The sequence below is a fragment of the Paraburkholderia sp. MM5482-R2 genome, assembly GCF_050436125.1.
GTDB lineage: Bacteria > Pseudomonadota > Gammaproteobacteria > Burkholderiales > Burkholderiaceae > Paraburkholderia > Paraburkholderia tuberum.
Window position 1 is genome coordinate 426,590 of record NZ_JBNDLP010000003.1, and the last position, 26,357, is coordinate 452,946.

The 26,357-nt window shown below is 60.9% G+C and carries 24 protein-coding genes and 1 pseudogene; 14 read left to right on the forward strand and 11 right to left on the reverse strand.

Annotation, left to right across the window (positions count from 1 at the left end):
* The first annotated feature begins 13 nt into the window (after positions 1-13).
* The 3 genes from tssJ to OKW37_RS24055 all read left to right on the forward strand — a co-directional run bounded on the left by tssJ (position 14) and on the right by OKW37_RS24055 (position 1,867).
* On the forward strand, positions 14-535 hold the full coding sequence (tssJ, locus tag OKW37_RS24045; RefSeq protein WP_429403991.1) for a type VI secretion system lipoprotein TssJ: 522 nt from the start codon (positions 14-16) through the stop codon (positions 533-535).
* Positions 536-597: 62 nt separating this feature from the next.
* Positions 598-1,617: a zinc-ribbon domain-containing protein gene (locus tag OKW37_RS24050; RefSeq protein WP_429403993.1), complete on the forward strand. Its 1,020-nt coding sequence runs from the start codon at positions 598-600 to the stop codon at positions 1,615-1,617.
* Between the two features lie 109 nt (positions 1,618-1,726).
* A complete protein-coding gene (locus OKW37_RS24055) occupies positions 1,727-1,867 on the forward strand; it encodes a hypothetical protein (RefSeq protein WP_187611616.1) in 141 nt (46 codons plus the stop codon).
* 462 nt (positions 1,868-2,329) lie between these two features.
* On the opposite strand, the gene OKW37_RS24060 is transcribed toward OKW37_RS24055, so the two are convergent.
* Positions 2,330-3,076 (reverse strand): SDR family NAD(P)-dependent oxidoreductase, encoded by a 747-nt coding sequence (locus OKW37_RS24060; RefSeq protein WP_429403996.1) that lies wholly within the window; start codon positions 3,074-3,076, stop codon positions 2,330-2,332.
* A 299-nt stretch (positions 3,077-3,375) separates the two neighbouring features.
* Between OKW37_RS24060 and OKW37_RS24065 the strand changes: the two genes are divergently transcribed.
* Together OKW37_RS24065 and OKW37_RS24070 are read left to right on the forward strand one after the other, a co-directional pair.
* On the forward strand, positions 3,376-3,954 hold the full coding sequence (locus OKW37_RS24065; protein ID WP_429404403.1) for a DUF4865 family protein: 579 nt from the start codon (positions 3,376-3,378) through the stop codon (positions 3,952-3,954).
* Positions 3,955-4,103: 149 nt separating this feature from the next.
* Positions 4,104-4,730, forward strand: a complete 627-nt coding sequence (locus OKW37_RS24070) for a class I SAM-dependent methyltransferase (RefSeq protein ID WP_184057971.1) — start codon at positions 4,104-4,106, stop codon at positions 4,728-4,730.
* Between the two features lie 150 nt (positions 4,731-4,880).
* On the opposite strand, the gene OKW37_RS24075 is transcribed toward OKW37_RS24070, so the two are convergent.
* Complete coding sequence (locus OKW37_RS24075) at positions 4,881-5,876, reverse strand: PDR/VanB family oxidoreductase (RefSeq protein WP_184057973.1); 996 nt, start codon at positions 5,874-5,876, stop codon at positions 4,881-4,883.
* Between the two features lie 81 nt (positions 5,877-5,957).
* Entirely contained in the window at positions 5,958-7,499 is a 1,542-nt protein-coding gene (locus OKW37_RS24080; RefSeq protein WP_090807834.1) for a Rieske 2Fe-2S domain-containing protein, read from the reverse strand.
* Between the two features lie 227 nt (positions 7,500-7,726).
* On the opposite strand from OKW37_RS24080, the gene OKW37_RS24085 reads away from it, so the two are divergent.
* A complete protein-coding gene (locus tag OKW37_RS24085; RefSeq protein WP_090807832.1) occupies positions 7,727-8,413 on the forward strand; it encodes a GntR family transcriptional regulator in 687 nt (228 codons plus the stop codon).
* Positions 8,414-8,461: 48 nt separating this feature from the next.
* Here the strand turns inward: OKW37_RS24085 and OKW37_RS24090 are convergent, their stop codons facing one another.
* Positions 8,462-9,775, reverse strand: coding sequence for an MFS transporter (locus tag OKW37_RS24090; protein WP_429403999.1), 1,314 nt, complete (start codon positions 9,773-9,775; stop codon positions 8,462-8,464).
* Between the two features lie 93 nt (positions 9,776-9,868).
* Positions 9,869-10,711, reverse strand: a complete 843-nt coding sequence (locus OKW37_RS24095) for a class II aldolase/adducin family protein (protein ID WP_429404001.1) — start codon at positions 10,709-10,711, stop codon at positions 9,869-9,871.
* 142 nt (positions 10,712-10,853) lie between these two features.
* On the opposite strand from OKW37_RS24095, the gene OKW37_RS24100 reads away from it, so the two are divergent.
* Positions 10,854-11,759, forward strand: coding sequence for a LysR substrate-binding domain-containing protein (locus OKW37_RS24100; protein WP_429404003.1), 906 nt, complete (start codon positions 10,854-10,856; stop codon positions 11,757-11,759).
* A 371-nt stretch (positions 11,760-12,130) separates the two neighbouring features.
* Positions 12,131-14,182, forward strand: coding sequence for an FUSC family protein (locus OKW37_RS24105; protein ID WP_429404005.1), 2,052 nt, complete (start codon positions 12,131-12,133; stop codon positions 14,180-14,182).
* A gap of 69 nt (positions 14,183-14,251) precedes the next feature.
* Here OKW37_RS24105 and OKW37_RS24110 read toward each other — a convergent pair whose 3' ends face one another.
* Together OKW37_RS24110 and OKW37_RS24115 are read right to left on the reverse strand one after the other, a co-directional pair.
* Positions 14,252-14,596, reverse strand: a complete 345-nt coding sequence (locus tag OKW37_RS24110) for a hypothetical protein (protein WP_429404007.1) — start codon at positions 14,594-14,596, stop codon at positions 14,252-14,254.
* A gap of 57 nt (positions 14,597-14,653) precedes the next feature.
* The gene (locus tag OKW37_RS24115; RefSeq protein WP_090807823.1) at positions 14,654-15,250 is read right to left on the reverse strand and encodes a DJ-1/PfpI family protein; all 597 of its coding nucleotides are present in this window, start codon (positions 15,248-15,250) and stop codon (positions 14,654-14,656) included.
* Between the two features lie 90 nt (positions 15,251-15,340).
* On the opposite strand from OKW37_RS24115, the gene OKW37_RS24120 reads away from it, so the two are divergent.
* Complete coding sequence (locus tag OKW37_RS24120) at positions 15,341-16,672, forward strand: PLP-dependent aminotransferase family protein (RefSeq protein ID WP_429404009.1); 1,332 nt, start codon at positions 15,341-15,343, stop codon at positions 16,670-16,672.
* Between the two features lie 391 nt (positions 16,673-17,063).
* Positions 17,064-17,549: a hypothetical protein gene (locus OKW37_RS24125; RefSeq protein ID WP_429404011.1), complete on the forward strand. Its 486-nt coding sequence runs from the start codon at positions 17,064-17,066 to the stop codon at positions 17,547-17,549.
* A 164-nt stretch (positions 17,550-17,713) separates the two neighbouring features.
* Here the strand turns inward: OKW37_RS24125 and OKW37_RS24130 are convergent, their stop codons facing one another.
* The 3 genes from OKW37_RS24130 to OKW37_RS24140 all read right to left on the reverse strand — a co-directional run bounded on the left by OKW37_RS24130 (position 17,714) and on the right by OKW37_RS24140 (position 19,350).
* Positions 17,714-18,148: a hypothetical protein gene (locus OKW37_RS24130; protein WP_184030258.1), complete on the reverse strand. Its 435-nt coding sequence runs from the start codon at positions 18,146-18,148 to the stop codon at positions 17,714-17,716.
* Positions 18,138-18,833 carry a M35 family metallo-endopeptidase gene (locus OKW37_RS24135; RefSeq protein WP_429404013.1) on the reverse strand — a complete coding sequence of 232 codons (696 nt, stop codon included), beginning with the start codon at positions 18,831-18,833 and terminating at the stop codon, positions 18,138-18,140. The genes OKW37_RS24130 and OKW37_RS24135 overlap by 11 nt, the downstream gene beginning before the upstream one ends.
* Positions 18,834-18,936: 103 nt before the next feature.
* On the reverse strand, positions 18,937-19,350 hold the full coding sequence (locus OKW37_RS24140) for a hypothetical protein (protein WP_429352864.1): 414 nt from the start codon (positions 19,348-19,350) through the stop codon (positions 18,937-18,939).
* A 654-nt stretch (positions 19,351-20,004) separates the two neighbouring features.
* Between OKW37_RS24140 and OKW37_RS24145 the strand changes: the two are divergent.
* A pseudogene (locus OKW37_RS24145) lies at positions 20,005-20,643 on the forward strand (alkene reductase); the annotation flags it as partial.
* Positions 20,644-21,021: 378 nt separating this feature from the next.
* Here OKW37_RS24145 and OKW37_RS24150 read toward each other — a convergent pair.
* Complete coding sequence (locus tag OKW37_RS24150; RefSeq protein ID WP_429404016.1) at positions 21,022-22,332, reverse strand: Nramp family divalent metal transporter; 1,311 nt, start codon at positions 22,330-22,332, stop codon at positions 21,022-21,024.
* Positions 22,333-22,649: 317 nt separating this feature from the next.
* Between OKW37_RS24150 and OKW37_RS24155 the strand changes: the two genes are divergently transcribed.
* From OKW37_RS24155 to OKW37_RS24165, 3 genes are all read left to right on the forward strand, one after another.
* A complete protein-coding gene (locus tag OKW37_RS24155; RefSeq protein ID WP_260321023.1) occupies positions 22,650-23,666 on the forward strand; it encodes a YncE family protein in 1,017 nt (338 codons plus the stop codon).
* 8 nt (positions 23,667-23,674) lie between these two features.
* Entirely contained in the window at positions 23,675-24,640 is a 966-nt protein-coding gene (locus OKW37_RS24160) for a sterol desaturase family protein (RefSeq protein ID WP_429404018.1), read from the forward strand.
* A 767-nt stretch (positions 24,641-25,407) separates the two neighbouring features.
* Positions 25,408-26,283: an alpha/beta fold hydrolase gene (locus tag OKW37_RS24165; RefSeq protein ID WP_429404020.1), complete on the forward strand. Its 876-nt coding sequence runs from the start codon at positions 25,408-25,410 to the stop codon at positions 26,281-26,283.
* Positions 26,284-26,357: the final 74 nt, after the last annotated feature.

Below are 26,357 nucleotides of genomic sequence, written 5' to 3' on the forward strand. Positions count from 1 at the left end.
ATCTGGAGAAATCATGCCTTTACGTTTAACCGTGGCCGCCCTCGCGTCAGGTCTGCTGCTTTCCGCATGCGGCGCCTGGCAGTCCGTATCTGATACGACTTCCAGCGCGTATCACTCGGTGTTTTTCAGGCAGGTCAAGGTGCTTGACGTCGACCTGACCGCGCGTGCCGAGTTGAATCCGGATGACGCGGGCCGTTCGACGTCACTCGCGGTCCGCGTCTATCAGCTCAAGGATCGAAAGCTGTTTGACGGCGTGTCCTACGACGATCTGCTGAAGAACGACAGGACCGTACTCGCGCAGGACCTTCAGACCAGTATGGCAGCCGTCGTCAATCCTGGCGCGTCGGTCAGCCTGTCTCAGCCCATGCAGGCAGACACGAAGTACGTGGCGATCGTCGCGTTCTATCGCAATCCCGGCAATGGCGATGGCTGGAAATACGTGATCGTAAAGAAGAAGCTGTCTGCCGATGCCCCGCTGAAGCTCACGCTGATGGATCAGGAACTGGTCGCATCCGGTGATCGCCAGAAGGACTAGCCGGAATGACACGACGTCCGGAAGTGTCTGTGCCCAACGTGTTTGCATGACGGGGCGGCCCGATGAAGACGCTTCGCGAACTGCAGCAGGAACTCGACCAGCTGGATGTTGACATCCGGCTCGCCCGTGAACACGAAACCGGATCGGGAGGTCCGGCGAAGTCGACAGCCCGGCGGACCCGACCGGTCGCGACGGCGGTATGGTCAGAGCGGCTACCCGCAGGCACGCGACAGCGCGTACAACGTGCACGGGACGGCCTGCCCGGACCGGGCGGAAGCGGCGCGCCCGACTATCGTGAGCGGGCCTTCGCCGCGATCCGCAAACTCGCGCGGGCTTGGGGTGGGCAATGCGTCTCGGCCGCGTATGAGGGCTACAAGGTGCCGCTCGAGTTCGAGTGCGCAGCGGGACACCGGTTCCCGATGCTGACGCACATGCTGCGCATGGGGAGCTGGTGCCAGGCTTGCGCCTATGAGCGCGCGACGATTCACTCGCTCGAGGAGGCGCGTGCACTCGCGGCGGCGAAGGACGGCCAGTGCCTGTCGACCCAATACGAGAGCACCAGGGAAAAACTACGGTGGCGCTGCGCGGCCGGTCATACATGGCTCGCCAGCCTGGAGGGCGTGCTGGCGGGTGACTGGTGCCAGAGCTGCCATCACCAGAGTATCAAACCCCCGCAGGAAGCTCTTGAACGGGCTGCGGCCGAGCGGGGTGGACGGTGCCTGTCAGCATATGTCGACAAGGAAACGCCGCTGGAGTGGCAGTGCGCCGAAGGTCACATCTGGAAAGCACAGTGGTTCAGGGTGAAGAAAGGCCAGTGGTGCCACCGCTGCGCGGTGAAGGCCAGAACGCGCACGATCGAACAGATGCAGGAAGTGGCGAATTCGCGTGGCGGACGCTGCCTGTCGACGGTCTACCCGGGACCACACGGCAAGATCGACTGGGAGTGCGCCAAGGGTCACCTGTGGCGCGCCTCGGTCAACAGTGTCTGGCGAGGCAGCTGGTGCCCGGAATGCGCCTGGGAAAGCCGCCGTCTGGCGCGTAACCGCCGGCGGAGCAAGGGGTCCGTGCCGATCATGGTATGACGCGCCATGCGGATGATACGCTGGCCGCGATCCTGTTCGCGTGGGGATTTCTACATGTTGCGCTCAAGCTGATTTTCGCGACCAACCCGCTTCACCATTGATTGCAATCATGCAACGACGAAAACTCATCGTCGCCGCGCTGGTTGTCGCCGCGTCGTCGCTGCTCGGCGGCTGTTCCCTGTTCGGCTGCGGCGGCTCGGCAACCAGCGGCGGCGCCTTTGGCGGATGCCACGCCGGCACCCGCTTTTAGACTGACTCGGAGAAGACGAAACAACATACGGATACCCTCAGCTTTCGCGGCCACCAACGGCTGCGTTGAACAGCGAACATGACGCGCACGCATAAACGTAAGCACACGGAGCACAAGGACCACCGCGGCTCGACCGCGTGCAGTCCAACGCAAACGTTGATCCCCGAGTTCGACGCGACGCTACCGGTCACGCATGCTGCGGGCCGCGCGTACAGCGACGAGGACGATCCGTTGTTGACAACGTTCGTAACCGGAATCTGGGACGAGTTGTACTCGCGAGAGACGACGCCCGTGCCACCGTGCCCGGCCTGCAAGAGTGGCAACACGCGGGTGCAGAACCGGCCGAATCGCCATCATGCATTACCGTTTTTCCGGTGCCGCGCGTGCGAGCGGACCTACTCGCGCCTAACCGGGACGCCTCTCGCGCATCGGATCTTGCCCGCGCGCGATGCGGCCAAGGATCTATATGAAGCTTGCGCCTCCGTTGACGGGGATCGTTTGGCCCGTGATGAATGCGTTGCCGACGACCATCAGCACGACCTCCGCGACCTCGCTCGCTTCGCCCAAGCGCCCGACGGGCAGCCTTTCTGCGACGTTGGACGCCTTAAGCGGTCCAGCCATTTCGGTGTCGATCGGTCCCGGTGCAACGGCGTTGACGGTGATCCCTTCGCGGGCGAGCCGTGCCGCATAGCCGCGCGTCAAGCCTTCGAGGCCGGCTTTCGATGCGTTGTAGTGAACGCCAACCAAGCCGGGGCCGCGGGCGGCGGCCGACGAGACGTTGACGATGCGGCCCCAGCGCCTCGCGCGCATGCCGGGCAGCACTGTCTGCGTGCAGAGAAACGCCGATTTCAGATTGACGGCGAGCGTTCGATCGAACTCCGCTTCCGCGAGATCGTCGATGTCGACGATCGTCGCGGTGCCCGCGTTGTTCACGAGCACGTCGATCAGGCCGAGGCGGTTTTCCACCTCGGCGATCATCGCTTCGACGTTGTCTGCGACCGATACGTCGGCGCATACCGCGATCGCGCGGCCTCCGGCGCGTTCGATTTCCGCGACGACGTCGGCCGCGTCGTTCTCGCGTTGCCGATAGTTGACGGCGACTGCTGCGCCGGCTGAGGCAAGCGCGATCGAAATGGCGCGTCCGATTCCGCGCGAGCCGCCGGTCACCAAGGCGACACGATCGTTTAAGTTGAGCGAATGAGCTGGCATCGTGGAACTCCTCAGTTGCGGGGGGCAGAACCGGCTGTGGCCTCGTCTGCGAGGCGTGGTGTCGCCGAGCGAGGCGTTGTCGGAAAGCATCCTGGTTTGCCCCCTTCAAAGCGTCTTCGCCGGAGAGTCGCCCTGCTGCTTTCATCGATCTTTCGGCCGTTCTGGCTTCAAAGAAGCCGTTGCAGCTAGACTGGGCCGAACGGCAGCTCAGGGTCAGCGACAATCGCGGGCGGCGGCACCCTCGCAATGGATGTCGCTCGCCTGGTTGTAGCAAAATCTGGAGCCCGATCATGTATGCGATGCATTATGAAATCACCTTGCCCGCCGACTACGATATGCAGATCATCCGAAATCGCGTCGCGGACCGCGGGCACATGACCGACACGTTCGCTGGCCTTGGTCTCAAGGCTTACCTGATCCGCGAGCGCGACAAGGCAGGTGCGACGCTCAACCAGTATTCGCCGTTCTACTTGTGGAATGACACCGTTGGTATGAACCGTTTCCTGTGGGAAGGAGGCGGTTTCCAAGGCATCGTCGAATCGTTCGGACGGCCCGTCGTGCTGACATGGTCGGGCCTCCTGTGCCAGCGCGGACCGGCGTCCGGCGTATTGCCTTGCGCGGCGACGCGGGAGCGAGTGGTCGTTCCTCGCGAAGCCGATCTCGCGCAGGCCGCGCGAGATGCGGTCGCTGAAGTCGAGCGTATCGCAAGGCATAGTAGTGTGATCGCCAGCGCCTGTGCGATTGATCCGCGCTCCTGGGAGCGTGTCACCTTCACGCTTTGGGCCGACACACCAGAAGCAGTTGTCCCAGGCGAACGCTACGAAGTGCTGCACTTGTCGCGCCCAGGCTTCGATGAACTGGCGCCGTCAACAGAATAGATAGCGCCAGCAGCCTAACGTTTCGTCCAGTCGGCGACCGCATTCAATTGCCGTCAGGCAGTCGTCGGCCACGAACGGACGTTGGACGTCGCGGGCTAGATTGGCGACAATCGGGCAACTTTGCGAGAACGCGACATGTGGAGTCGGTGGTGTCCATCAACGTAAGCGGGACGGAAGGCTACGCTGAGAACGCTCAATCGCTCATCGAGCAATGGCAGGACATCTCATTTGAGAACAGCCACAGGCCCGTCATGCATCTCTTGCCGATGCCCCCGGCCCACATTCTTGACGTTGGCGCCGGTATCGGAACCGATGCAGCTGCGTTAGGAGCTATGGGGCATACAGTGATGGCCGTAGAACCAGTGGACGCGTTGCGCGTCGCAGGAATTGGGCTGCATTCGTCTTCCCGGATTGAATGGGTGGACGACAGTCTGCCGGATCTCATGTCTGTACGTTCGCGACGAAGAGAATTCGACTTGGTGATGCTCTCCGCCGTTTGGATGCATCTGGACGAAGACGAGCGTTGTCAGGCGATGTCGACGGTCAGCTCCTTGCTGCGGGAAGGTGCGATGGTGGTGATGTCTTTACGTCACGGTCCAGTCCCCGAAGGACGCCGAATGTTTGATGTTTCGGCAGCAGAGACCATTCGGTTAGCAAGCGCCCATAGCTTCAGGACTGTGCTAAATGTCCGGACCGAATCCACCCAACGAGGAAATCAGCGGATGGGTGTGACCTGGAGCCGGCTCGCCTTTGTCAAAGGTAGTGGGCGAGATTAGCTTCGATCCCTTCCATCGGCGGTGTCCGGCCATCATCAGCCTTTCGTCCGTGCGTGAGAAGAGACATACGAAGGTCGGCTTCATATCCGACAACGGCCCCTTGCGCTCGAGAGGCTACAGCTCCATCGCGAGTCTAATCGAACATCTCGGCTAAAGATCGAGCACCAGTACCTTGCTTCTCGCGCGCGATACGCAGGCCGTCAGGAATTCGGCCTTCTCGTCGTCGTTGAGAATGCAGTCGTTGTGCTCAACTTCCCCGGACAGATACCGCACCTTGCATGTCCCGCACAACCCCGCATGACACGATGTTTCGATTGTGACGCCCGCTTGTTCGAGTGCGTCCGCGATGCTCTGATCGTTCGCGACTTCGATCATCTGTCCCGTGCTCGCGATCTTCACGCTGAACGTGTCCGCCACATCGTTCGCCGCGCTCGCGGGTTCGCTTCGCCCCGGCGCCTTGAAGTGCTCGAAGTGGACGGTGCCGGCGGGCCAGTGTGCGCTTGCATCCGCGCATGCCTGCATGAAACCAGCTGGACCGCAGTAATACACGTGCACGCCGTGCGACGGCTCGCTCAGCAAGCGGCGGATGTCGAGCCCCGCCTTCGGATCACCGCCGTCGAAGTGAAAGTGCACGCGGCCGTTCACGCGCATCGGCTCGAGTTCCCCGGAAAGCGCGGCACAGTCCGCATCTTTCGCGCAGTAGTGCATTTCGTATTCGATGCCGGCGTCTTCCAGCCAATGCGCCATCGACTTGAGCGGCGTCACACCGATGCCGCCCGCGATGAGGATCACCCTGCGCGCATCGTCGACGAGCTGAAATTGGTTGCGCGGACGGCTCACGCGCACGATGTCCTGCACATGCACGCGCTCGTGCAGCGCTCTTGATCCGCCACGGCCGCGCTCGTCGCGCAGCACGGCGATCACATAGCGATGGCGCTCGTTGGGTGCGTTGCACAGCGAATACTGGCGCACGAGGCCGTCGCCGAGATGGATGTCGATATGAGCGCCGGCAGTGAAGGCCGGCAACTCGGCGCCGGACGGATCGACCAGTTCGTAAGAGTTGATGCCTTTGCCTTCGAAACGAACCTGTCGCACGAGCAACTGGAGCGTGCTGCCGTCGGAGTTCGATGTCTGTTCGCTTGCCATTTTCCTGATCCCTCATATGTGCTGCCGAATCCCGATTCGCCGCACGAGGCGCGCGACGCGCCCCTTGCTTGTCGTGGCGCTTCAGTTCTTCATCGATTGTTCGAGTTCCTCGAACTTCTCGCGCACGAATACTGCGCGTTCATCCGCCTTTAGCCGCTCGCTCTCGTTGAGGATCGAGACGATCGTCTTCGTGACCTTGCGGCGCCGCGCGACTTCTTCTTCGACCGTGTCGCCTTCGGGAATCTCGAACACGTTGCCCGAGCAATAGCTGTTGGGTGCGCCCGCGTTCGCACGGAACCACTCGGCGAAGCTCTGCGCCGATGCCGCGGGATTCGTGCCGCGCAGCGCATCGCGTAGCAACTTGCGAAAGAGGAAGAGGCCGGCGTCGAACTTCGTCGGGTTCTCGAGCGCGTGCACGGCGATCGGTCGCTGGCTGATGATCGCTTCGTAGTCGCCGGGCGCGTATTGCGCGGCCTTGTAGTTCTCGCGCTCGCGATGATTCGGCGGAATGGGCGGCAGATCCTCGAGCTTGTATTCGCCGAAGCGCTCGGGGCGCCGCATCGCGACCTGTCCTTCGAGAAAGTCGATCGACTCATAGCCGACGAGTTCCTTCTTGCCGACGCCGCGCGTATCGATGCCCGGGCCCATCACGCGCCAGCCGATCATCTTGCTGTTCTCGTCGTCGACGGGAACGGTCCAGCGGATGATGTGAAAGCGGCTGAACAGCTTCTTCTTCGATCCGTCTTCCGACGTGTACGCATGCAGGCTCAGATTCGGCAGCACCTGATGTTGCACGCGCACGAAGAGCCGGTCCTTATCGACTCGACGCGCGCCCGCGCAGGCGAGGCTGCGGCCCTGCTGCACCGGCACGAAGTGCATGTCGGGCGCGACTTCCATCGATGCCGCGCCGACCTCGTCGAATGTCGTGCCCTGGTACTGCCCATTCACGACATTCTTGCCGGCATGCAGCGCGGTGGGGTGATAGTTGTCGGCGGCGTTGTCCTGCACCTGCAGCCAATTGCAATGCTGGAAGTTGCTGTACGGCACAAGCTCGTCGCCCGGCAACACCGTGAAGTCGCCTTCCCATTCGGGAAAGGGCGGCTCGGCATCGGGCGGTCCCATGTACGCGAACACGAGGCCGTTGCGCTCGACCGCCTTGTACGCACCCTGCTGGATCGAGCACGCGAATTTCTCGGCTTCCTTCTCTTCGCCCTTCGGAAACGGCACATGCAGGCATGTGCCGTCCACGTCGAACACCATGCCGTGATAGCAGCACCGGATGCCGCGCTCCTGGATCGCGCCGTATTCGAGCGACGCGCCGCGGTGCACGCAATGCGCATGCAGCACGCCCACGCGCCCGCTGCCATCGCGAAACGCCACCAGTTCCTCGCCGAGGATCTTGAGATAACGCGGTGTGTCCGTCAGTTCGATCGACATGCACACGGGATGCCAGAACGCGCGCATGAACTCGCCCATCGGTGTGCCGGGGCCGGTCTCGGTGAGCTCGGGATCGTGGCCAGGCACCTTGCTTGTGTAGTAACCGCCGTACGGAATCAGCTTTTTCGACACGACATTGCCGCCGCTCGTCTTCTGTCCTTCCAGCTTGTCTTCCTTGATCGTCATCGCAAATCCTATTTTGAGGTGGTGGAGTTGTCAGTCGCCGGCACTTTGAACGCCGAACTCGATATTCAGAACACCGTACTCTGTATCCAAAGATTAGTCGCGTGATACGGCGATGTCTCTATGGGTAAACGCGGAGATTCACCTTTTCGCTTCAGCGCCGGACATTGACGCTCCCGCGGTGCGGTTATACCCTTGCCGTATTCTGTATCCATAAACGAGCTTTGATCATGGCGACGAAACTGCTCAAGCTTCAGGCGCGCACCGACTACGTGGACGAGGTCTACAAGGTGCTGCTCGATGCCATTAGCTCTGGGACGCTCGCGCCCGGGACGCGCATCACGCAGGAAGAAATCGCCGAGCAACTTGCGGTGTCGCGCTCGCCGGTGTTGCAGGCGCTGCGCTTGCTCAAGAAGGACGGACTGGTGCAGGACGCGCCCGGTCGGGGTTTGCTCGTGACTCCGCTCGACGCGGCCTGGATCAGCCATCTCTATGAAATCCGCGGCGCGCTCGACTCGCTCGCCGCGCGTCTTGCCGCCGGTCGCGGCGCGAAGCTGGACAAGGCATTGATCACGAACGGCCGCCGCGCGTCGAAGGCCGACGACGTGAAGGCGATGATCGATGCCGACATGGCGTTCCACGCCGCGATCTATGCCGCGTCGGGCAATCCGCTCATCGTGGAGACCGCGCAGATGCACTGGGTCCATCTGCGACGGGTGATGGGCGCGGTGCTGCAGTCGTCGGGGCAGCGCCAGGCGATCTGGGACGAGCACGCAGCCATCGCCGCGGCCATCGCCGATGGCGACCCGCAGCGCGCGACGGAACTGACCGATCTTCATACGACTCGGGCGCGGCAGAATCTCGTCGAGCGGCTCGGGCAGGTGCTGAGCGATCGGCAGGAAGAAAAAGTGAGCTGATGCGATGATCCCGCGATCGCGGGATCTTTGCGTGGAGCGGGACTTCGCTCAAGCCCGCTTGCGCCGGCCGTTCACGAGTGCGGCCGGCACGGTGAAGACGAGCACGCTGCCGATGATCAGGCTCGCCGCCAGCCCAAGTACGCCGTTGCCGGTCGATCCCGTGCCTGTCTGAATCAGCCCGATCACGTAAGGGCTCACGACACCCGATACGCTGCCGACCGAATTCGCCAGCGCAAGCCCCGCCGCCGCAGCGGCGCCGCCCAGGATAGCGGGCGGCAACACCCAGAACTGCGAAATTGTCGTCATCACGCCCATCGTGCCGATCGTGAGGGCGATCATCGCGATTGGCGTCGAATGGGCGAACGCGACGCTCGTGCACAGTCCGGCCGCTCCGACCACCCCGGGCAACGCAAGATGCCAGCGCCGCTCGCCGCGGGCGTCCGAGCTCTGACCGACGAGCAGCATGGAGACGGCCGCCGCCGCGTAAGGGATCGCGGAAAGCAGGCCGATATTGAGCGGATCGGCCACGCCGCTCGCCTTGACGAGCGTGGGCAGCCAGAAGCTCACGCCGTACAGGCCCATCGTGAAGAAGAAGTAGATCGCACTCAGGAGCAGCACCTTCGGGTGCATCAGGCCGTCCTTCACCGAATGCAGCGCGTGAGCCGGCTCTTCGTCCTTCAGACCGGCTTCGAGCATGGCTTTCTGCGAGTCTGTGAGCCACTTCGCATCGGCGAGCTTGTCGTCGAGATAGAAGAACGCGACCAGCCCGAGGATCGCGGTCGGAATGCCTTCTATCAGGAACAGCCATTGCCAGCCCGCCAGCCCGTGCGATGCATTCATATGATTCATGATCCAGCCTGACAGCGGCCCGCCGACGACTCCCGACATCGGAATGCCCGTCAAGAAGAGCGCGGTGACCTTGCTGCGGCGCGAGGCCGGGAACCAGTACGTGAGGTAGAGCAGGATCGCGGGGATAAAGCCCGCTTCGGCGACGCCCAGCAGGAAGCGCATGATGTAGAAGCTCATCGGCGTTCTGACGAACATCATGCTCGCCGAGACGATGCCCCAGGTGATCATGATGCGGGCGATCCAGCGGCGCGCGCCGACGCGCAGCAGGATCAGGTTACTGGGCACTTCGAAGAGAAGATAGCCCACGAAGAAGACGCCGGCGCCCGCGCCATAGACCGCGTCGCTGAACTTGAGCGCTTGCAGCATCTGCAGCTTCGCGAAGCTCACGTTGATTCGGTCGAGATACGCGCATAGATAGCACAGGAACAGAAACGGCAAGAGCCGCCATGTCACCTTCGCGTAGGTGGACGACTCTCTGCCCTGGTAATACGCAACCGGACTGGGGGAACTCATTGTGGTGTCTCCTGGTGTTCAGGTTGCGGCGCAACGCTGCGTTTTTTAGCGCTCGTCTCGCGTTGTCGCCGTGCTCGGACTGCCTCTACGGAATCAGTCGAACATGTCCGGCTGCGTGGCGACGAGGTCGTCCCAGATCGCCTGAAAGTGCAGCCAGCCGATGTAGTCGCTGCCGACGTGCTCGCGGCTGTAGCGCGCGCGCTCGGGGGTGACGAGCTTGGGTGCGATGCCGGTCGACTCGACCAGCAGTTGCTGCTGGCAGCACCGTTCGAGCGCGATGAACCAGAACGCCGCCGATTCGATGCTGTGCCGGCTTGCCGTCAGAAGCCCGTGATTCTGGTGGATCGCGGCCTTCACGTCCCTGAACGCGTTCGCGACCTTGTGACCCGCCTTCACCTCGACGGCTACTTGTCCTGCCTCGTCGCCGATCACGACGTGATCCTCGTAGAACGCCGCGGCGTCCTGCGTGATCGGCTCGAGTTGCCTGCCGAGCGACGCGAACGCGGTGCCGTAGACCGTATGCGCATGGCACATCGCGACGATGTCCTGGTGCATCTCGTGCACGGCCGCATGCAGCACGAAGCCCGCGCGGTTGATTGCATGGCGCCCCTCGACGACGTGCCCTTGATGGTCCGCGCAGATCAGGTTCGAGACCTTCACTTGCGAGAAGTGGATGGCCATCGGATTGGTCCAGTAAAGGCCGGGATTCTCGGGATCGCGCACGGTCAGATGTCCGGCGAAGCCGTAGTCGAATCCTTGCTGGGCGAACGCGCGACAGGCGCCGACCAGCCGTTCCTTCACATGCTGCCGCTGCGCGGCGGGATTCGAAAATGACGGAAGCTCCGGAAAGATGAGTCCTTCCTGCTCCGGCTGATAGATCGAAACCTTGCCGTCCTTGATCAGCGCCTGCGGCCGCGCTTCCATCACTGCTGCCATGGGTCGACTCCTTTTTGAAGTGAGGTTTGAACCGGTCGAAGCGGATTGCTTCGATGGGTCCTATGGTCGCGGTCGCTGCCGTCATTGACAAACGATGGCTGTTCATACAAAGATGAACCACATTCATGTTTCGGTGAAAGACATGAGACGAATTCCCAATTTCGTGCTGCTGCGCGCCTTCGAAGCGGCCGCGCGGCTGGAGAGCTTCACGCTGGCGGCCGAGGAACTGCATCTGACGCAGTCCGCGATCAGTCATCAGGTCAAGGAGCTCGAAGAATATTTCGGCCGGCCGCTGTTTCATCGGCGCAATCGGCGGGTGGAAGCGACATCGGAAGGACGGCGCCTTTATGAGAGCCTCGGACGCGTTTTCGATGTGATCGAGGCTGCATGCAGCGAGGTCGCGCTCGCGCCCGATGCGCAAGTGCTCGCGGTGCACAGCGCGCCGAGCTTCGCCGCCAAGTGGCTCGGTCCGCGCCTGCCTGAATTCACGCAGGCGCATCCGGGCGTGACGATCCGTCTGTCGTCCGGTCCCGAGCCGATCGACCTCACCCGGGTGCATGAAGTCGATGTCGCCATCTCATACGCGGTCGCACACGAGCGCGCGGGCATCGTGACACGCGCGCTCGGCGCAGAACGCATCGTGCCGATGTGTTCGCCTGCGCTCGTGCGAAGCGGCGTTGCCATCGAGAAGCAGATCGGGGAAATGACGCTGATCGATTCCCAGCTCAGCCGCGTGACGTGGTCCGACTGGTTCGCGCTCAACGGACTCCCGTTCCCGTCGCGGGCGCGGCCCTCGTTCGATCGCGGGGCGCTCGCGATCTCCGCCGCTGTCGATGGCATGGGCGTCGCGCTCGAAACCACGCGTCTCGCCGAGCGTGAGTTGTCGCGCGGCGAACTGGTTGAGCTCGGCGCGGATGTCTTCGAGCCGGTCTCCCGCGAGACGCATTTTCTGTCGTATCGCGTGAACGAGCGCAACACGGAGAAGGTGAAGTGCTTCTGCGACTGGTTGTGCGAGGAGGTGGGACTCGATGCTGCGCGCATCGGTTAATGCTGAGATCGAGTCTCCTTCTCCGGCTTCTTTAGAGAGGTCCGCGATCGCATATTCGATGCACATACGCGCGGCGATCCTCGTAGCCCGCCGCAGTGGAAGACTGCGTGGATTCTAAATGGGCTAGCCGCCCGGCCGCCCAAAGCTGATTGCGTGTACGTCTCCTCCGCATTGGCGGATTCAACCGGTCGATGCAACACGATGAACGTCGCATGAGCGGCGGGAGTGTTGCAAATGAAACAGAGGCACCAGTCGCATACGCGAAAAGCAGACGTTCACAGCGCGGAGTGGGCGGCTATCTCAGCGCGCTGGCAGCGTCAATCCGGGGGGGCGCCCATTTCCTGGGCCTTGTCCTCCAGCAATCAACGTTCGTGAGCAGCAAAGGTGCGATGACAATAATAGGAAAGCTCGTATCCCTGGTAAGCCGTCGGACCTTGCGGGCTGAAGGTCATGTCTTCGCCATAACGCCCGAGCGCATCGGGATTACGGAAGGGATACACGCTGCGCTTGCGATGGCGCCGATGCTCTGTGCCGCGGCGATTCTCGGTCGTTCGGATATCGCTTTCGGAGCCGTCGCGGCGTTCTGGAACTGTCTCTGCGATCCGCAAGGGTCCAGGTCACAGCGCCTGAAGGCGATGGCCATCTTCACGGCCATGGGTGTTGTCGTCATGCCGCTGGCGTCCTATGCCGCGCATTGGGGCTATGCCGTCAGCATTGTCACCCTGTTTGTCCTGGTCTTCCTTTGTGGACTGACACGCTCCTACAAGCCCTCGCTCGGGCCTATGCCGGCGCAGGCGGGGTTGGTTGCCTCGCTTGCGGTCGTGATCGGAATTGCGTCGCCCGAGCCGCTTGCCGTTGCACTCGCTCATGGTGGCTATTTTCTGCTCGGGTCAGCCTGGACCATGCTGTTTTGCATCTTCCTCTGGCCCGTCCCGTTCCCACAGTCCGCGGGCTTCACGCTCGCGACGATCTTCGGCAGGCTCGAGGACATGGCCGGTTTTTTGGAGTCGCTGGATTCGCGGCCTGGAATGGATGTGCAGGGCTGGACCGAGTTCGATACCGTTTATCGCCGCGGGGTGCGCATGTCGATCGAGCGCGGCAGGGCATTGGCGGCGCATGATGTTCGCAACGGCCCTGATCTCGGGCCGGGCGTCGATGCCGCGGGCAGGGTGTTTTCCACGCTGATCGCAATCGGTCATGCCCGACGCAACGCAGCGATTGCCGACGACGATGGATCGCGGCAATTGCTCCAGGGCCTGCGACAGTTGCTGCAAAGCGTGGCCGCGCAGGCACAGCAAGAACTGCCCATTGCCGATACGCTGGTAGCGCAAGCACACGCATTGTTGCGGCAGACGGCTGAACGGACGGACCAAACGGCAAGCGCCGTTGCCTTTGCGGCAAGGGCCATCGCTCGGCTCGCGGACGGGCGACATGCGCTCGCAATGGACCCCGAGACGCCCGCGCCTGCCGCCGCTCGCGCGGTCAAGATTGAAAGGCTGGTCTGGGACCATGCGCTGAGGGTGGCTGTCGCATCGGTGCTCGCTTTCATGATCGGCACATCGCTGAGTGTCACGTTTGCATACTGGGGCGTGATCGCTGCAATCGTCGTGACCCAACCGGTTTCCGCCAATACATGGTTGCGCGTGCTGGAGCGTGCATGCGGCAGCCTCATCGGCGCAACGATCGCCGCTGTTCTTCTGACGAGTCTGTCCGGTCCGGTTGCGGTGACATTGGCAATCTTGCCGCTTGCCGCGGTGACCGTCGCATTGAGGTTGGTCAACTACGGTCTGTTCGTTGTCTTCCTGACGCCGATGTTCATGCTGATGTCGGATTTCATCCATCCGGCGGAGGGATTGATTGTCGCTCGTCTTACCAATGAATTCGTCGGTGCCTGCGTAGGCGTGGCGGCGAGCTTTCTTCTCTGGCCGCCGAGGGAGAGTAACGCGCTGAATGCCGTGATCTCAGCCGCGATTTCGGCCAACATGGCATTCGCGTCCGCCGCGCTTCGGATGGCTGGAGGATCGACCGCCACCCTCGATCGCCTCCAACGCGAAGCCGGTCTCGCCAGCTCACGGCTTGAAGTTGCGAGAGAACGTATGCTCCTGGAGGGCCAGCGGCGATCTGCGCGGCTCGAACAACTGCGGAACCTGACCGTCGCGGTGCGGGTGGTTTGCGGCGCCGCCGCGGTGATCGAAGTCCTTCGGAGCGGGGAACCGGACGCACATGACCGGGAAAGGGCCAATCGCTACGATGAGATGACCGCCACACTGCTGGAAGCCCTGACGTCGAGGGAAGCGATGCCACTGAATCAGTCTTTTGAAACGCCGGCAGATGACCTCGAACAGGCGATCCAGCATCTCGTGAGCGCATTTGATAGTTACGTGGGAACCGTAGTTCGTCGACCCGTTTCTGTCGCTCGGTGACGATCGCCATGAAGGGGAACGACGCTAACACTCCGCTCGTTTTGGCCCCGACATAAGCCGCAAAAAGCGTCACACCGACCACGAGCCCTGCGATGAGCAACAAAGAAACAGGCCGGTATGCGGCAGCGCACTCCATTGCGGAACGGTCGCTACGACAGAAAATATCGCGAAGCCCCCCGCGAGAGCCGTCGGCCATCCCAAGATCGCCAGCCTGCAATAGGCAATGCAAAAGGCCGCCTGCGCAGCAAAGGCGGGTCCATGCTCCAGTGCGGGAAACACTGAGATCGGCCCCGACGTGAGCGGCATTTCCACCAGCAAACCGCCGATCGCATCACCCCAGCGACGACCGGCAAGGCTTGCAGTCAATAGCAACAGCGGCGTAACGAGGAGCTTGAAAACAAGAACGATGACCACAGACTGGACTCCAGCAATGTCGGCTTTGAAGGACGTGCGAAGTGCCTCTGTTTTGCGTCAGATGAATGGCGCGATGTTCGCCATCGCCCGCGTCACGTAGATCTCCCTCTCGCCTACTGGGGCGACATGCTGCATCGCGGCGCGCGCAGCCTCGACGCCCTCCAGACGCGCGATCACCCACACGGCCAGATACTGCGAAGCCAGGCACCCGCCTGCCGTCGCGACATTCCCCTTCGCCACGAACGGCTGATTGAGCACCGGCACGCCCGCCTCTTCGACCCACGGTTTGGTAGTCAGATCCGTGCAGGCCGGAACGCCATCCAGCAGGCCCAGTTTCGCGAGTATCAGCGTGCCCGAACATTGCGCGCCCAGCAGTTGGCGAGTCGGATCGAGCCGCAACTGCGACATCAGCGCGGCATCGGCGGCCACTCCACGTGTCTGTATTCCACTGCCGACCAGCACCGCGTCGGCCTCGCAAGCGTCCTTCAGCGACGCTTGCGCCTCCAGGACCACTCCGTTCATCGAACGGATCTTCGCCGCTGGGCTGGCAATCGATACCTGCCAGCCCGGCTTTCTGACCCGGTTAAGGATATTCAGCGCGATTAGCGAGTCCAGTTCGTTGAAGCCTTCAAAGGTCAGAATGGTGATGTGCATGACGTCCTCGGGCAGATGGAGAGGTTGTGCAAGATCATGGTAGGGCCGATAATCAATACAATCAAATTATTGTCATGGATACATTGAGCCATGCCTGGGGCCCGTTACAAGCAATTGGTTGACCGCTTTGCGGCTGACATCCGCGACGGCCGCCTTCCCCCCGGGACGCGTCTGCCCACGCACCGCGAGCTGGCTGCTCGCGAGGGCCTGGCGCTGGTCACCGCGACGCGTGTCTATGCCGAGCTTCATACGATGGGTCTGGTGAGCGGCGAAGCTGGCCGTGGCACATTCGTCAAGGAACCACTTCCTCGCGGGCAAGGCGTTGACTTGCACGCCTGGAGCGCCATTACGATCGACCTGAGCTTCAACTATCCCTCTGCACCGGGTCAGACAGACCTTCTTCGGGCAGCGCTGCGCCAGCTCGCGGCGGCCGGCGACCTCGAGTCGCTGCTTCGATACCAGCCGCACGGTGGCCGCGAGCACGAGCGCGCTACTGCGGCACGCCACCTGGCGAACCGAGGTCTGGCAGCAACAGCCGGAACGACGTTGCTCGTGAGCGGCGCGCAACACGGACTGACGACGGCCGCTATGGCGCTGCTCGAACCCGGCGACGTGGTTGCCGTGGACGCGCTGACTTACCCGGGATTCAAGCTGGCCGCCGAGGCCGTTCGACTGGAACTCGTGCCGATCCCAGCCGCGGGGCGCGGCCCCGATCTGGACGCGTTGACGGCCCTATGCAAGCGACGACGCGTACGCGCCGTCTACGCAATGCCGACGCTGCACAACCCTCTTGGCTGGGTAATGAGCGCGCGGCGGCGCCGCGAGCTTGTCGGTATCGCTCGACAGCATGGACTGATCCTCATCGAGGACGGGGCCTACGCATACCTCGCAGAAGATGCTCCGCCGCCGTTGGCATCGATTGCTCCGGAGACGACGATCTATGTCTCGAGCTTGTCGAAGAGTGTCGCGACAGGTCTGCGCGTCGGTTTCGTCTGCGCACCACGCGAATGGATTCCCAGGCTTGAACGGGTAATCCGGGCCACGACGTGGAACACTCCCGCAACCATGACGGCAATCGCTTGCAACTGGATAAACGACGGCACGGTGGCCCGGCTCGAAGACGAGAAGCGGCGGGATGCGAAGACGCGCCAAATCCTTGCCGCCGAAGCGCTCGGCAAGCTTAAGACGATGAGCCATCCAGCGTCGTACTTCATCTGGATGCCACTGACGCAGGAAGTCCGCGCCGACGCGATTGCGATGGCGCTGATGCGTGAGCGCATTTCAGTGTCGACGGCCCTGCCGTTCGCGACATCGACGCATGTACCTCACGCCATCCGCCTCGCGATTGGGTCCGTCGATCTGGCCACGCTGCGCCGGTCGCTGGAAACAGTGGCCCGGGTTATTACCGAACAGACCTACTGACCGGCAAGCGCGAGGGCGCGGTCTGTCCACCAGGATTGTCCGGCCAGGACCTGTCGTCTCACTACGACGTACTTTCTGTTGCGATGCAATCGTAGAACACGCCGCGACATGCCCTTTCCCGACGACATCGCACGAAACGACCCTCGACATGGAATGCGTCGCTTTCGAGTTGCCAGCACAAGCATAAGACCGCTTCGTTCCTGCACAAACCGGTGCAAAACGGAAGGGAGAAATGTGCTGACTGGTGCGCAGCGCCCGCGCACGTCCGCAGCCACCCTGGATGGATAGCATCGCGTTGTAAAGCGTCGAGGTCCCATCCCCGGACTGCGACGTGTGTGGTAGTGCCCGCACCTTCGTGTGCGGATTTTTTTTGCCTTTTGGAGGTAGGGAAATGAGGCCTGGTGCAAATGTCTCCTATGTGCGTGAGTACCTCGGATGGACGCGAACCGAGTTCACGTATCGTTTCGCGCCCGCCACGTTCGACCATAACAACAGGAAGCGCTGCTACGACAATCTTCGTTCGCTCGAAGTGCGAAAGCAGCATTCGTCAGAATTGCTTGCGTGGATGGAACCCGTGCTGAGAATCAGCGCCGCCGTGTTGCAGACCGACGATCTGAACCAACTCACGCATGATGCGATGTCATCGTTGCGTGCCCGGTATGTCGGCCCGCCGATGGATGCGCTTACGGTGGTGGTGAACCGGTGCTGTGATGGTGTCGAGCCGACGCCTGATGAATACCGGGCCGCTATGGAACAGGCGGATAAAGCCGGCAACCGCGAAGAGGTGTTGCACTTGCTGGAGAAAATCGCAACAGAACGGCGCAAGTGGCATCGTGGTGGATCGCCCCTGAGGCCCAATCGCTGGAATCAGGCGTAACGGCAAAAGGCCCGCGCAGTAGCGGGTCTCTTCGCAGAAAAAGTCGCATTGAAGCGGGACTTATTCGACGGGCATGTTAGCAATGTTTGCCGACGTTGATACACCGATGTCTACTACCATCGCGACAGCCATGCCGGAAAACCGCGCTCAGGGACGTGCTCGCTTCACTTTCCGTCGCAGCAATTATTAGGACAACCGGGGGACAGTTCAATCTCCACACGTCGGACCTTTTCAGGCGGCTCGACGAAATGCTCAAGGGGCTTGTATATTCCAGCGCGGACGTCGTATGGAACTTGAGTAAGACCAAACTGCATCAGCATTGCCTTTGCTGTGTCCGCACGTTGCATTGCCAATTGCTTAGGCTCTTTTTCGCTTGCCTCAGCCACTCCACCAATGGACAGTACCTCTTGAATAGGATACTTAAGGCGCATGTCGATGGCCCAATTTGCCAATTTTAAAATTTGATCCGCCGATACCTGCGTCGAGTTTCTTTCAAAATACAAATCGATATTTTGACCCGGAAGGTTCTGAGATGTATTGCATGCTTGTGCGCTGATAGACAGCAGCCCAAATGCCAAGGCACCCAATTTAATATTCATATACGACGTATCCCGCCAGGCTATCTGCATTATTAATTGCTTGCTGCGGATTTTCTTGCCCCCAGGTTGCCAAGAATCTTGTGATCGTATATTTCCAATCTTTGCTCCCAAAAGTGTCCGTAAAGTGCGTGCACTCATGAATGATCGTTGACAGCTTCGAATCCCCTCCTGACGTGAAATCACGGGTTTCGCAAAAGACCTCGTGAATACTAATGGTATGCGTGGCTGTATCAGGGGCGCAAACGTGCGCAGCAGAACCACTGCTGACTGGATGGGGCAAACACCCAAGAACACGGTCAAGCTCAGGAGACTGCCGAACAAAATTCTTGGGTTGGAGACCACGCATAACTCTATTGACTGCGGTAAATCCTTGAATCAGAAGATCGCGCGTTGCATTGTCCTTCGTGCCAAACCAATTGGCGACGCGCGCTTGCTCTGAAGGACTCCATGTCTTCAATGCAGCTATTCGCTTGTCAACCAAAACAACCGCATCCTCGCGCAACTTCATGACCTTGGCGCGAAATTCGGCGTCCGTCATGTTTGGGCATATTGGTGTAGTGTCAATTGTCACATAAACCATTGAGCCCGGATTCGTGTTCGTCACTGCGCCAGAATGAACCTCGAACCATTCTTCATTTTCGTTCGCCTTGAAACCGTACTTATTGCGTTCACCAGATTCGTTCATTCCGGATTTCTCCTGTAATGTAAAGTATCAAGCTTGATACTGCATTCGTCTTGATGCGTTCGGTCTTCCCATGCGTCTCGATCCCTCACTACAGGAATCCCCATCAGACGCCCCCGCTGATTTCGAGTGTTAGCCGCCGCGCGTCTTTGGTGCTGATTCGCTGTGTGCGGCCTGCGGCGTCCGTGACGCCACTTGCTACTACGTTCAGGCCAACACGCGTTCGATAGCGCGCGTTCGCGAATGGTCGGCCTTTACGATCTCTCAGTACGAACTGTTCATCGAAACGATTCCGGGAGCGTTCCCGGCAATCGCACGCCCATGCGTAACCGAGGGCTTCAGCCATCTCGTAACCATTTGAATACGACTTCAGCCTATCGAACGGAAACCATTCGCCGGTTTCTGCGTTCAGCGCCATTGCGGACGGCATTGGCGGGAAGTTTGAGTAGATTGAATAGGTGATACGGCAAAGCTGGCATTCTTCCTTGCCCCCGGTTTCATCCTGTTTCTGTTGTTCCATCTGACCTCTGCTGATTTTCCAGAACACACCCGACGAATAAACCATCCAAACCGCGACACGGTCAATGACTTTAATTCGAGATAAAACCGTTTTGACGGATATTCACAATTGCTCTGCCTATCTCATTTTCAGGTGCATTTTTTCAGTGTCACCGTCCAACAAAAAAGCGGCATTGAGCCACTTTTTCCGTAAGTGATCGACGCCGGTTAGTGCTTTGTCCACGAAGCGTCCATAGCCGCCAGTTTCCCGTTCGCGCCCTGCGCAGCGTCAGCTAGAATCGCTGCCGCGTCCGCCGGTGTCAGTTGGCGGTTAGGAAGCCCCTTGGCGTCGAGCGCAAGCACCGTGAACAGTTCCTGATCGCAGCGATTGGCGGCGTGGTAGTCCTCGCCGAGCCTGGATCATCACCTCCAGCAGGTTCCGGTGTTCGTGCCTTTCCTCGGCAGTCACAGCAGGACTCCTGAACATCGAGGTCGCAAGTGTAATCAGATGTCGGAGTTGCTGCCCCTGCCGGTCGCAAAGATGAAAGGCGGCCAGCGCGAGCCGTTCATACTGGAGAGCGTCTACAGGGGGACGGGAGGGAGATTGCTGCTTTCTGGTGGGTTTGGTCATGCGCGGTCCCGGTTATCGTGAAAGATCGCCCGGACACATAGGGAGGTCCCGCGCGCGCTGGAAACCGACGAGATCGCCGGCGTGGTTGCGGCCTACCGGCACGGCGCTGAAAACGCCAGAAAGGCAGGGTTCGACGGCGTGGAAGTCCACTGCGCCAACGGTTATCTGCTTGACCAGTTCCTGCAGGACTCCACCAATCAGCGCACTGACGCATATGGTGGGTCGATCAAGAACCGTGCGAGACTGCTGCTCGAAGTCACGGACGCGTGCGTCGCCATATGGGGCGCCAACCGGGTCGGCGTGCATCTGTCTGCGCGCGGTGACGTGAAGTCGATGGGCGATTCGGACCCTGCGGCCACCTTCGGCTATGTCGCAGGCGAGCTCGGCAAACGCCGCATTGCCTTCATCTGCGCGCGTGAAGCGCTGGGAGACGACCGGCTCGGACCCGCACTGAAGGCAGCATTCGGTGGCATCTATATCGCCAACGAAAAGATGACCAAGCACACCGCCGAACGTTTGCTTGCGGTCGGCGACGCCGACGCGGTTGCTTTCGGGCAGATGTTCATCGCCAACCCGGACCTGCCGCGCCGACTTGGATTGGACGCATCGCTCAATGAGCCGCGGCCCGAGATGTTCTATCACCCAGGGGCAGAAGGGTACACGGATTACCCGGCGCTTGCCTGACCGTACAAATAGCCACCCCCGGGCCTCGCACCGGCGAGGCTTTCTTTGGGACGATCAGCCCAGACAACGGAGAAGCCCGCCAGGTCGACGTACGCTTGCACCAGGAGATGCTGCCTCGGACCTCATCCGCATAGCCAGCCAGGTGCCCATGGGTCAACGCCGTTCTTACCGTATGTTTCACAACTCAAGGCGAACATGGAAGCAGCGATCGTCCCTATGCATGCACCGGCATCACAGACGAAAGCGAACGAATCGACAAGCCGTTTTTGGAGCAGGACCTCTGGTCCCCCAAGCGGTCAGTCGATGGCTAGCGAACAAACTTCGCCGTCCATCGCACCGGGAGTGCGGCCCATCCCCAAAGAGTCCGGGTGGGCTGCATCAGCTTGCAGGCATGCCCGGAATGCTGACGCCGAACGACTGAAGCAATAGCACCGCATTCAGCGCGAGGATGACGACCGTCGCGGCAATCGCTGCAATGTCCGTTAGCCGTCTATTGACGAACTCGCCCATGATGTCTTTGCGGCGGGTGAAGAGCACCAGCGCCACCATCGGGATCGGCAACGCAAACGAAAGAACGACCTGACTGATCACCAGCGCCTGGGTGGCATTCACGCCGAGGCCGACCACCACGAACGCCGGCACCATGGTCACCAGACGTCGCACCCAGACGGGAATCCGGAAACCGACGAAGCCCTGCATGATCATCTGGCCAGCCATGGTGCCGACAACGGAGCTGGAGATACCCGAGCAGATGAGCGAAATCAGGAAAACCGCCGCCGCGCCCGCACCGAGCAACGGCGTGAGCGTATGGTAAGCAGTTTCGATTTCCGCGACGTCGCGGTGGCCGGCATGGAATGCCGCGCTGGCCATGATTACCATGGCCATGTTGATGAGACCTGCGAAGAAAAGCGCAACGATGACTTCCCGGTTCGAAAAACGCAGCAGTGCGCGGTGCTCGCTCGCGTTGCTCGCCGGAGTCCGGCCCTGAGTCAGCCCGGAATGGAGATAGATCGCATGTGGCATCACGGTGGCGCCCACGATACCGACCGAAACGGTCAGCGCTTCCCGGTTCGGCATTGAGGGCAAGATCGAGTGCAATCCGGCCTGTCCCCATGCGACGGGCGCAATGAACAATTCGATCAGGTAACACAGACCGATCACAGCAACGAGCGCGCCGATGATGATCTCCATTGGCCGGTAGCCGCCTTTTTCAAACACGAGGATGCCGTATGTCACCACCGCGGTCACCGCCATGCCGGCCATCAACGGCATTTTGAACAGCAACGCGAGGCCGATTGCGCCACCGAGGAATTCGGCCAGGTCGGTTGCCATCGCAGCCACTTCGCTGACACACCACATGACGAAGACGGCCTTGCGCGGCAGTTGCTCGCGACACATTTCCGCCAGATTACGGCCCGTCACGATGCCGAGTTTGGCAGAGAGCGCCTGGAACAGCATGGCGATCAGGTTGGCCATCAGTACCACCCACAGCAGCGTGTACCCAAACTGGGAACCGGCCTGGATGTTGGTCGCGAAATTGCCTGGGTCCATGTAGGCGATCGAGGCAATCACCGCGGGTCCGGCGAACAGCAGCGCAGAGCGCAAGCCGCGTCGTTTGCCGGCCAGCACATCGCGAATCGCAACAGTCGTGCGATCTGTGAGCGTATTTTTGCCGGCAGTGCTGTTCATGGACACTTCCCGACTTCTCTGGACGAACGTGGCACTGCTATTACTCCAGGTTCTTTAGCGCGTGATGGCAATATACAACGGCCAAACTCCGCGGATGATCGGGGCGGGTGCTGCGCAAAGCGCGCCCGGGGCCGCGGGAAGCTCGGTCAAATACGGCGAAATCGCATGCGCATCGTCAGCTTCGCCCGAAATTTGTCAGGCTACTGACAGGAAGCGGTTGAGCATCGCTCCATATCAGCGCCATTCGCAATTCGTCCTTGCGTGACGGTGAATCCATCCAGCAGAATGAGTGGTTAATTCTCTCATGCATGCCCTCCATGAAGCTTTCACGTCGCGAAGTACTTGGCCGTAGTCTGGCCATTCCCCTGAGTCTCGGCCTGTCGCCTTTCCTCGCCCTTCGTTCAGGTATCGCCAGCGCGGCGCCCCCCAATCTCGCTATCGTAATGAATTCCGGCGAAGCCAGCGTTTCGGTCATCGACATGGCGTCGCACAAGATCGTCCGGACATTGCCGACGTTGCGCGAACCCAGTCACTGGGCGCTTTCGCGCGACAGAAGCAAGCTCTATATTGCCGACGCCAGCGGCAATGCACTGTTCATTGTCGACCCGCACACTGGTTTGGCGCTTGGCCATAAGGTGATCGCCGATCCGTACCAGCTTGGCTTCACGCCGGATTTCCGCTACCTCGTCGTCAATGCACTGCGGCTCAACTATGTCGACATCTACCGCCCCGACGACCTGACGCTCGTCAAGCGCTTCTCGCCCGGCGGCATGCCGAGCCACCTCGACTTCTCGCCGGACTCGCGCTGGAGCTTCAATTCGATGCAGGAGTCCGGCACGCTCGTTTCATTCGACCTGACGAACCTGACGATCCGCTGGAAGTCGAACGTCGGATCGACCCCCGCCGGCGTGCTCTGGCACAACGGCAAGGTACTGGTCTGCGTGATGGGCAGCGACCATGTGGCGGAAGTCGATCCAGTGACGGGTAACGTGCTGCGGCGGGTGAAAACCGGCGTCGGCCCGCACAATGTCTTTCTTACGCCCGACGGCGCGACGCTCTACGTGAGCAACCGGATCGGCGGCTCGCTGGTGGCGCTCGATCCAACCACCCTCGAGCTTCGTCGTACCTATCCGTTCCATGCTGCGGGGCCAGATGATATTGCTGTTGGCCCCGACGGCAAGCTATGGGTGACGCTGCGTTTCCGGGAGCAGGTCGCCGTACTCGATCCAGCCAGCGGTAACTATGAGACCATCGATGTCGGACGCTCGCCGCACGGCATCTTCCTCACCACCGAAATGAGCCGCCCAGGTCTCGTTACCGCCGAAACGCTCTAACGTCCATCATGCTGATATTTCTCGACAGATTCTTCAATATGCTGGCCGGTGAAATCGACCAGTATCTCGTTCTGCCGTTGCTGTATCACTTCGGCTGGATGCAATGGGAAGAGCTTTCCTTCGACTGGGCGCTGATCTGCGTCTATGGCCTCTTCGCGGTTATCGTCACGTATGCGGTTTGCTGGCCGCTCGAAGCACTCTTTCCGATCGAACGCTGGGATGACCGCAAAGCCGTCGTAACCGACGCGTTCTATACGATCCTCAACCGCGTCGGGGTGTTGCCTGTCGTCAGTTTCCTGCTGTTCTACCAGGTGCAGGTGTGGGTGAACGGCTTCGTGGTCGATCACGGCTACATACCGCCAACGCTTGAGACGTTGATGCCGCCGCTTCTCGGACATCCGGTCATTACCTTCATCGCGTACGCGCTGATTCTGGACTGTGCCGATTACTGGCGTCACCGCCTGTCGCACTCATACCGTAGCTGGTACGCACTGCATGCGTTGCATCATGCGCAGCGACAGATGAGTTTCTGGTCGGACGACCGCAACCATCTGCTTGACGATCTGGTCGCCGCAATCTGGTTCGGCATCGTCGGCCTCGCGATCGGTATTCCGCCGCTGCAGTTTCCACTGCTGTTCCTGTTCATGCGCTTCATCGAAAGCCTGAGCCACGCCAATATCAAGCTTTCGTTCGGCTGGCTCGGGGACCGGTTGATCGTCTCGCCACGCTTTCACCGGTTGCATCATGGCCTGCGCGCGGCCGGCCGCAATTCCTGTAACTACAGCGCCGTCTTCCCGATCTGGGACGTCGTGTTTGGTACAGCGGACTTCTCCGCCGAGTACCCGCCTACAGGCGACCGGCGCGCACCGGAATCGATGGCCACGGGCGGCTACATCGCACAGCAACTGGGCGGCTTGCAGTTTTTCCTTGAACAGTGGCGGCAACCGGCAAGGGCTCGCCGCAGTTCCTCCTGAGAACATCCCTGCATTGCGCCAATGCCCAAACGGGCCGGTTCATGTGCGCCTGGATTTGGTCCGGACCGGCTGGTGCAAAGCACCTGTCAGTAGACCGTAAGGCATCTGCTCTGTGCCTTTGAACCTGAGGTGCGATAATTGCAGTTGCCGGTTTCAGAATGCCCGGATACCGGCATCTACCCGCTCTATCCAGCTATCCTCAGTTCAAAGAGCTCGAAGTGGCAAAGACTGTCAAGCAAAGATCAGGGCACATACACGTCGCGATACGGCCTGCGCTCCGGCAACATAGGGGGCTGTCTCTCCCCGACGCGACGCGCCCGTCAAGGCGCCCATGGAGTGAATGATGTTGCGCAGAACCAGTTCCTGGTTTGTGCGTTACACGCTCCGCGCGCGCGTTCGCACGCTCGCGCGAAAAGCGATCGGGCTGGCAATCTTTGTCAGCGGTTCCGCAGTGATTGTCGTGTATCTGCTACGACGCGTCTCCGATGGCTAAACGTCAAAGACAGGCGTGGCGCATTTGATTTCCAGGCAGTCCCGCGATGCAAACGTCGGGCGTCTGGAGCTACAGAGCAGCGCCCTCGCGGCTGGCAGCCCGACGCTTCGACTTCCTTTCCCTGGTGTTCAGGCGCGATCGCCGGAGGCACAAGGCAGCCGTAGAACTCCACAGCACGAAAAACGCATCCATACATGGCCGGAGACCGTCCTCTAATTAAACTGGTCATCAATCTCTACCGCGTGATTCGTATGAAGGTCAAATTGGAAAGGCAATGACGAAGACGATACGCTGCCAGTGGGACAGTGGAGAGTTCGCGCTGGACGTGGATGAGGCCGGTAGCGGCGCTTCGGTCGTCCTCCTGCCGGCCCTGAGTACGATTTCCACGCGCCTGGAGATGCGCCCGCTGCTCGACTTGCTCGCGCCTCAGTTTCACGTGACGACGGTTGATTGGCCGGGGTTCGGCGATCAGGCGCGGCCAAAGGAAGAATGGTCGCCGGAGCTTCTCTCGGAGTTTCTTAACTGGTTTTTAAGCGACATCGTGGCACCACCGCACGCCATTGTGGCGGCCGGACATGCAGCCACCTATGCGCTTTACCAGGCCGTCTTGCGCTCAGATACGGTTGATCGCCTGGTCCTCATCGCACCGACGTGGCGCGGCCCGTTGCCGACGATGATGGGTGGCCAGCGGGCCTGGTTCTCCCGTGTGCGCTCTGCCATTGATCACCCCCTCGCTGGCCCGCTTCTCTACCGGCTCAACGTCAGCCGCCATGTCATCACCATGATGGCGAGAGAACACGTTTACAGCGATCCTGACTGGCTTGGCGGCGATCGTCTCGCGGCCAAACTCGCCGTCACCCGTGCACCCGGAGCCCGGCACAGTTCGGTACGCTTTGTGACCGGTGCGCTAGACCGGGTCGCCAACCGTGCGGCATTCCTTGATCTTGCGCGCCGAGCCAACATTCCGATCCTCGTGATCTACGGCGATCAGACGCCGCCGAAATCGCGTGTCGAAATGGAGGCGTTAGGACAATTGCCAAATGTTCAGGTCGAATGGGTCATGAAGGGCAAACTCGCGATTCACGAAGAGTTTCCAGAAGTCGTCTCCGTTGCCATCAGGCGGTTTTTGACGAAGGAATCGCCGCTTTAGACGATCAACGACAGACGGTCATAGCCAGACGCTCCGCATTACAGACAGCGAGTTATCCGGGCGACGCATAGCCA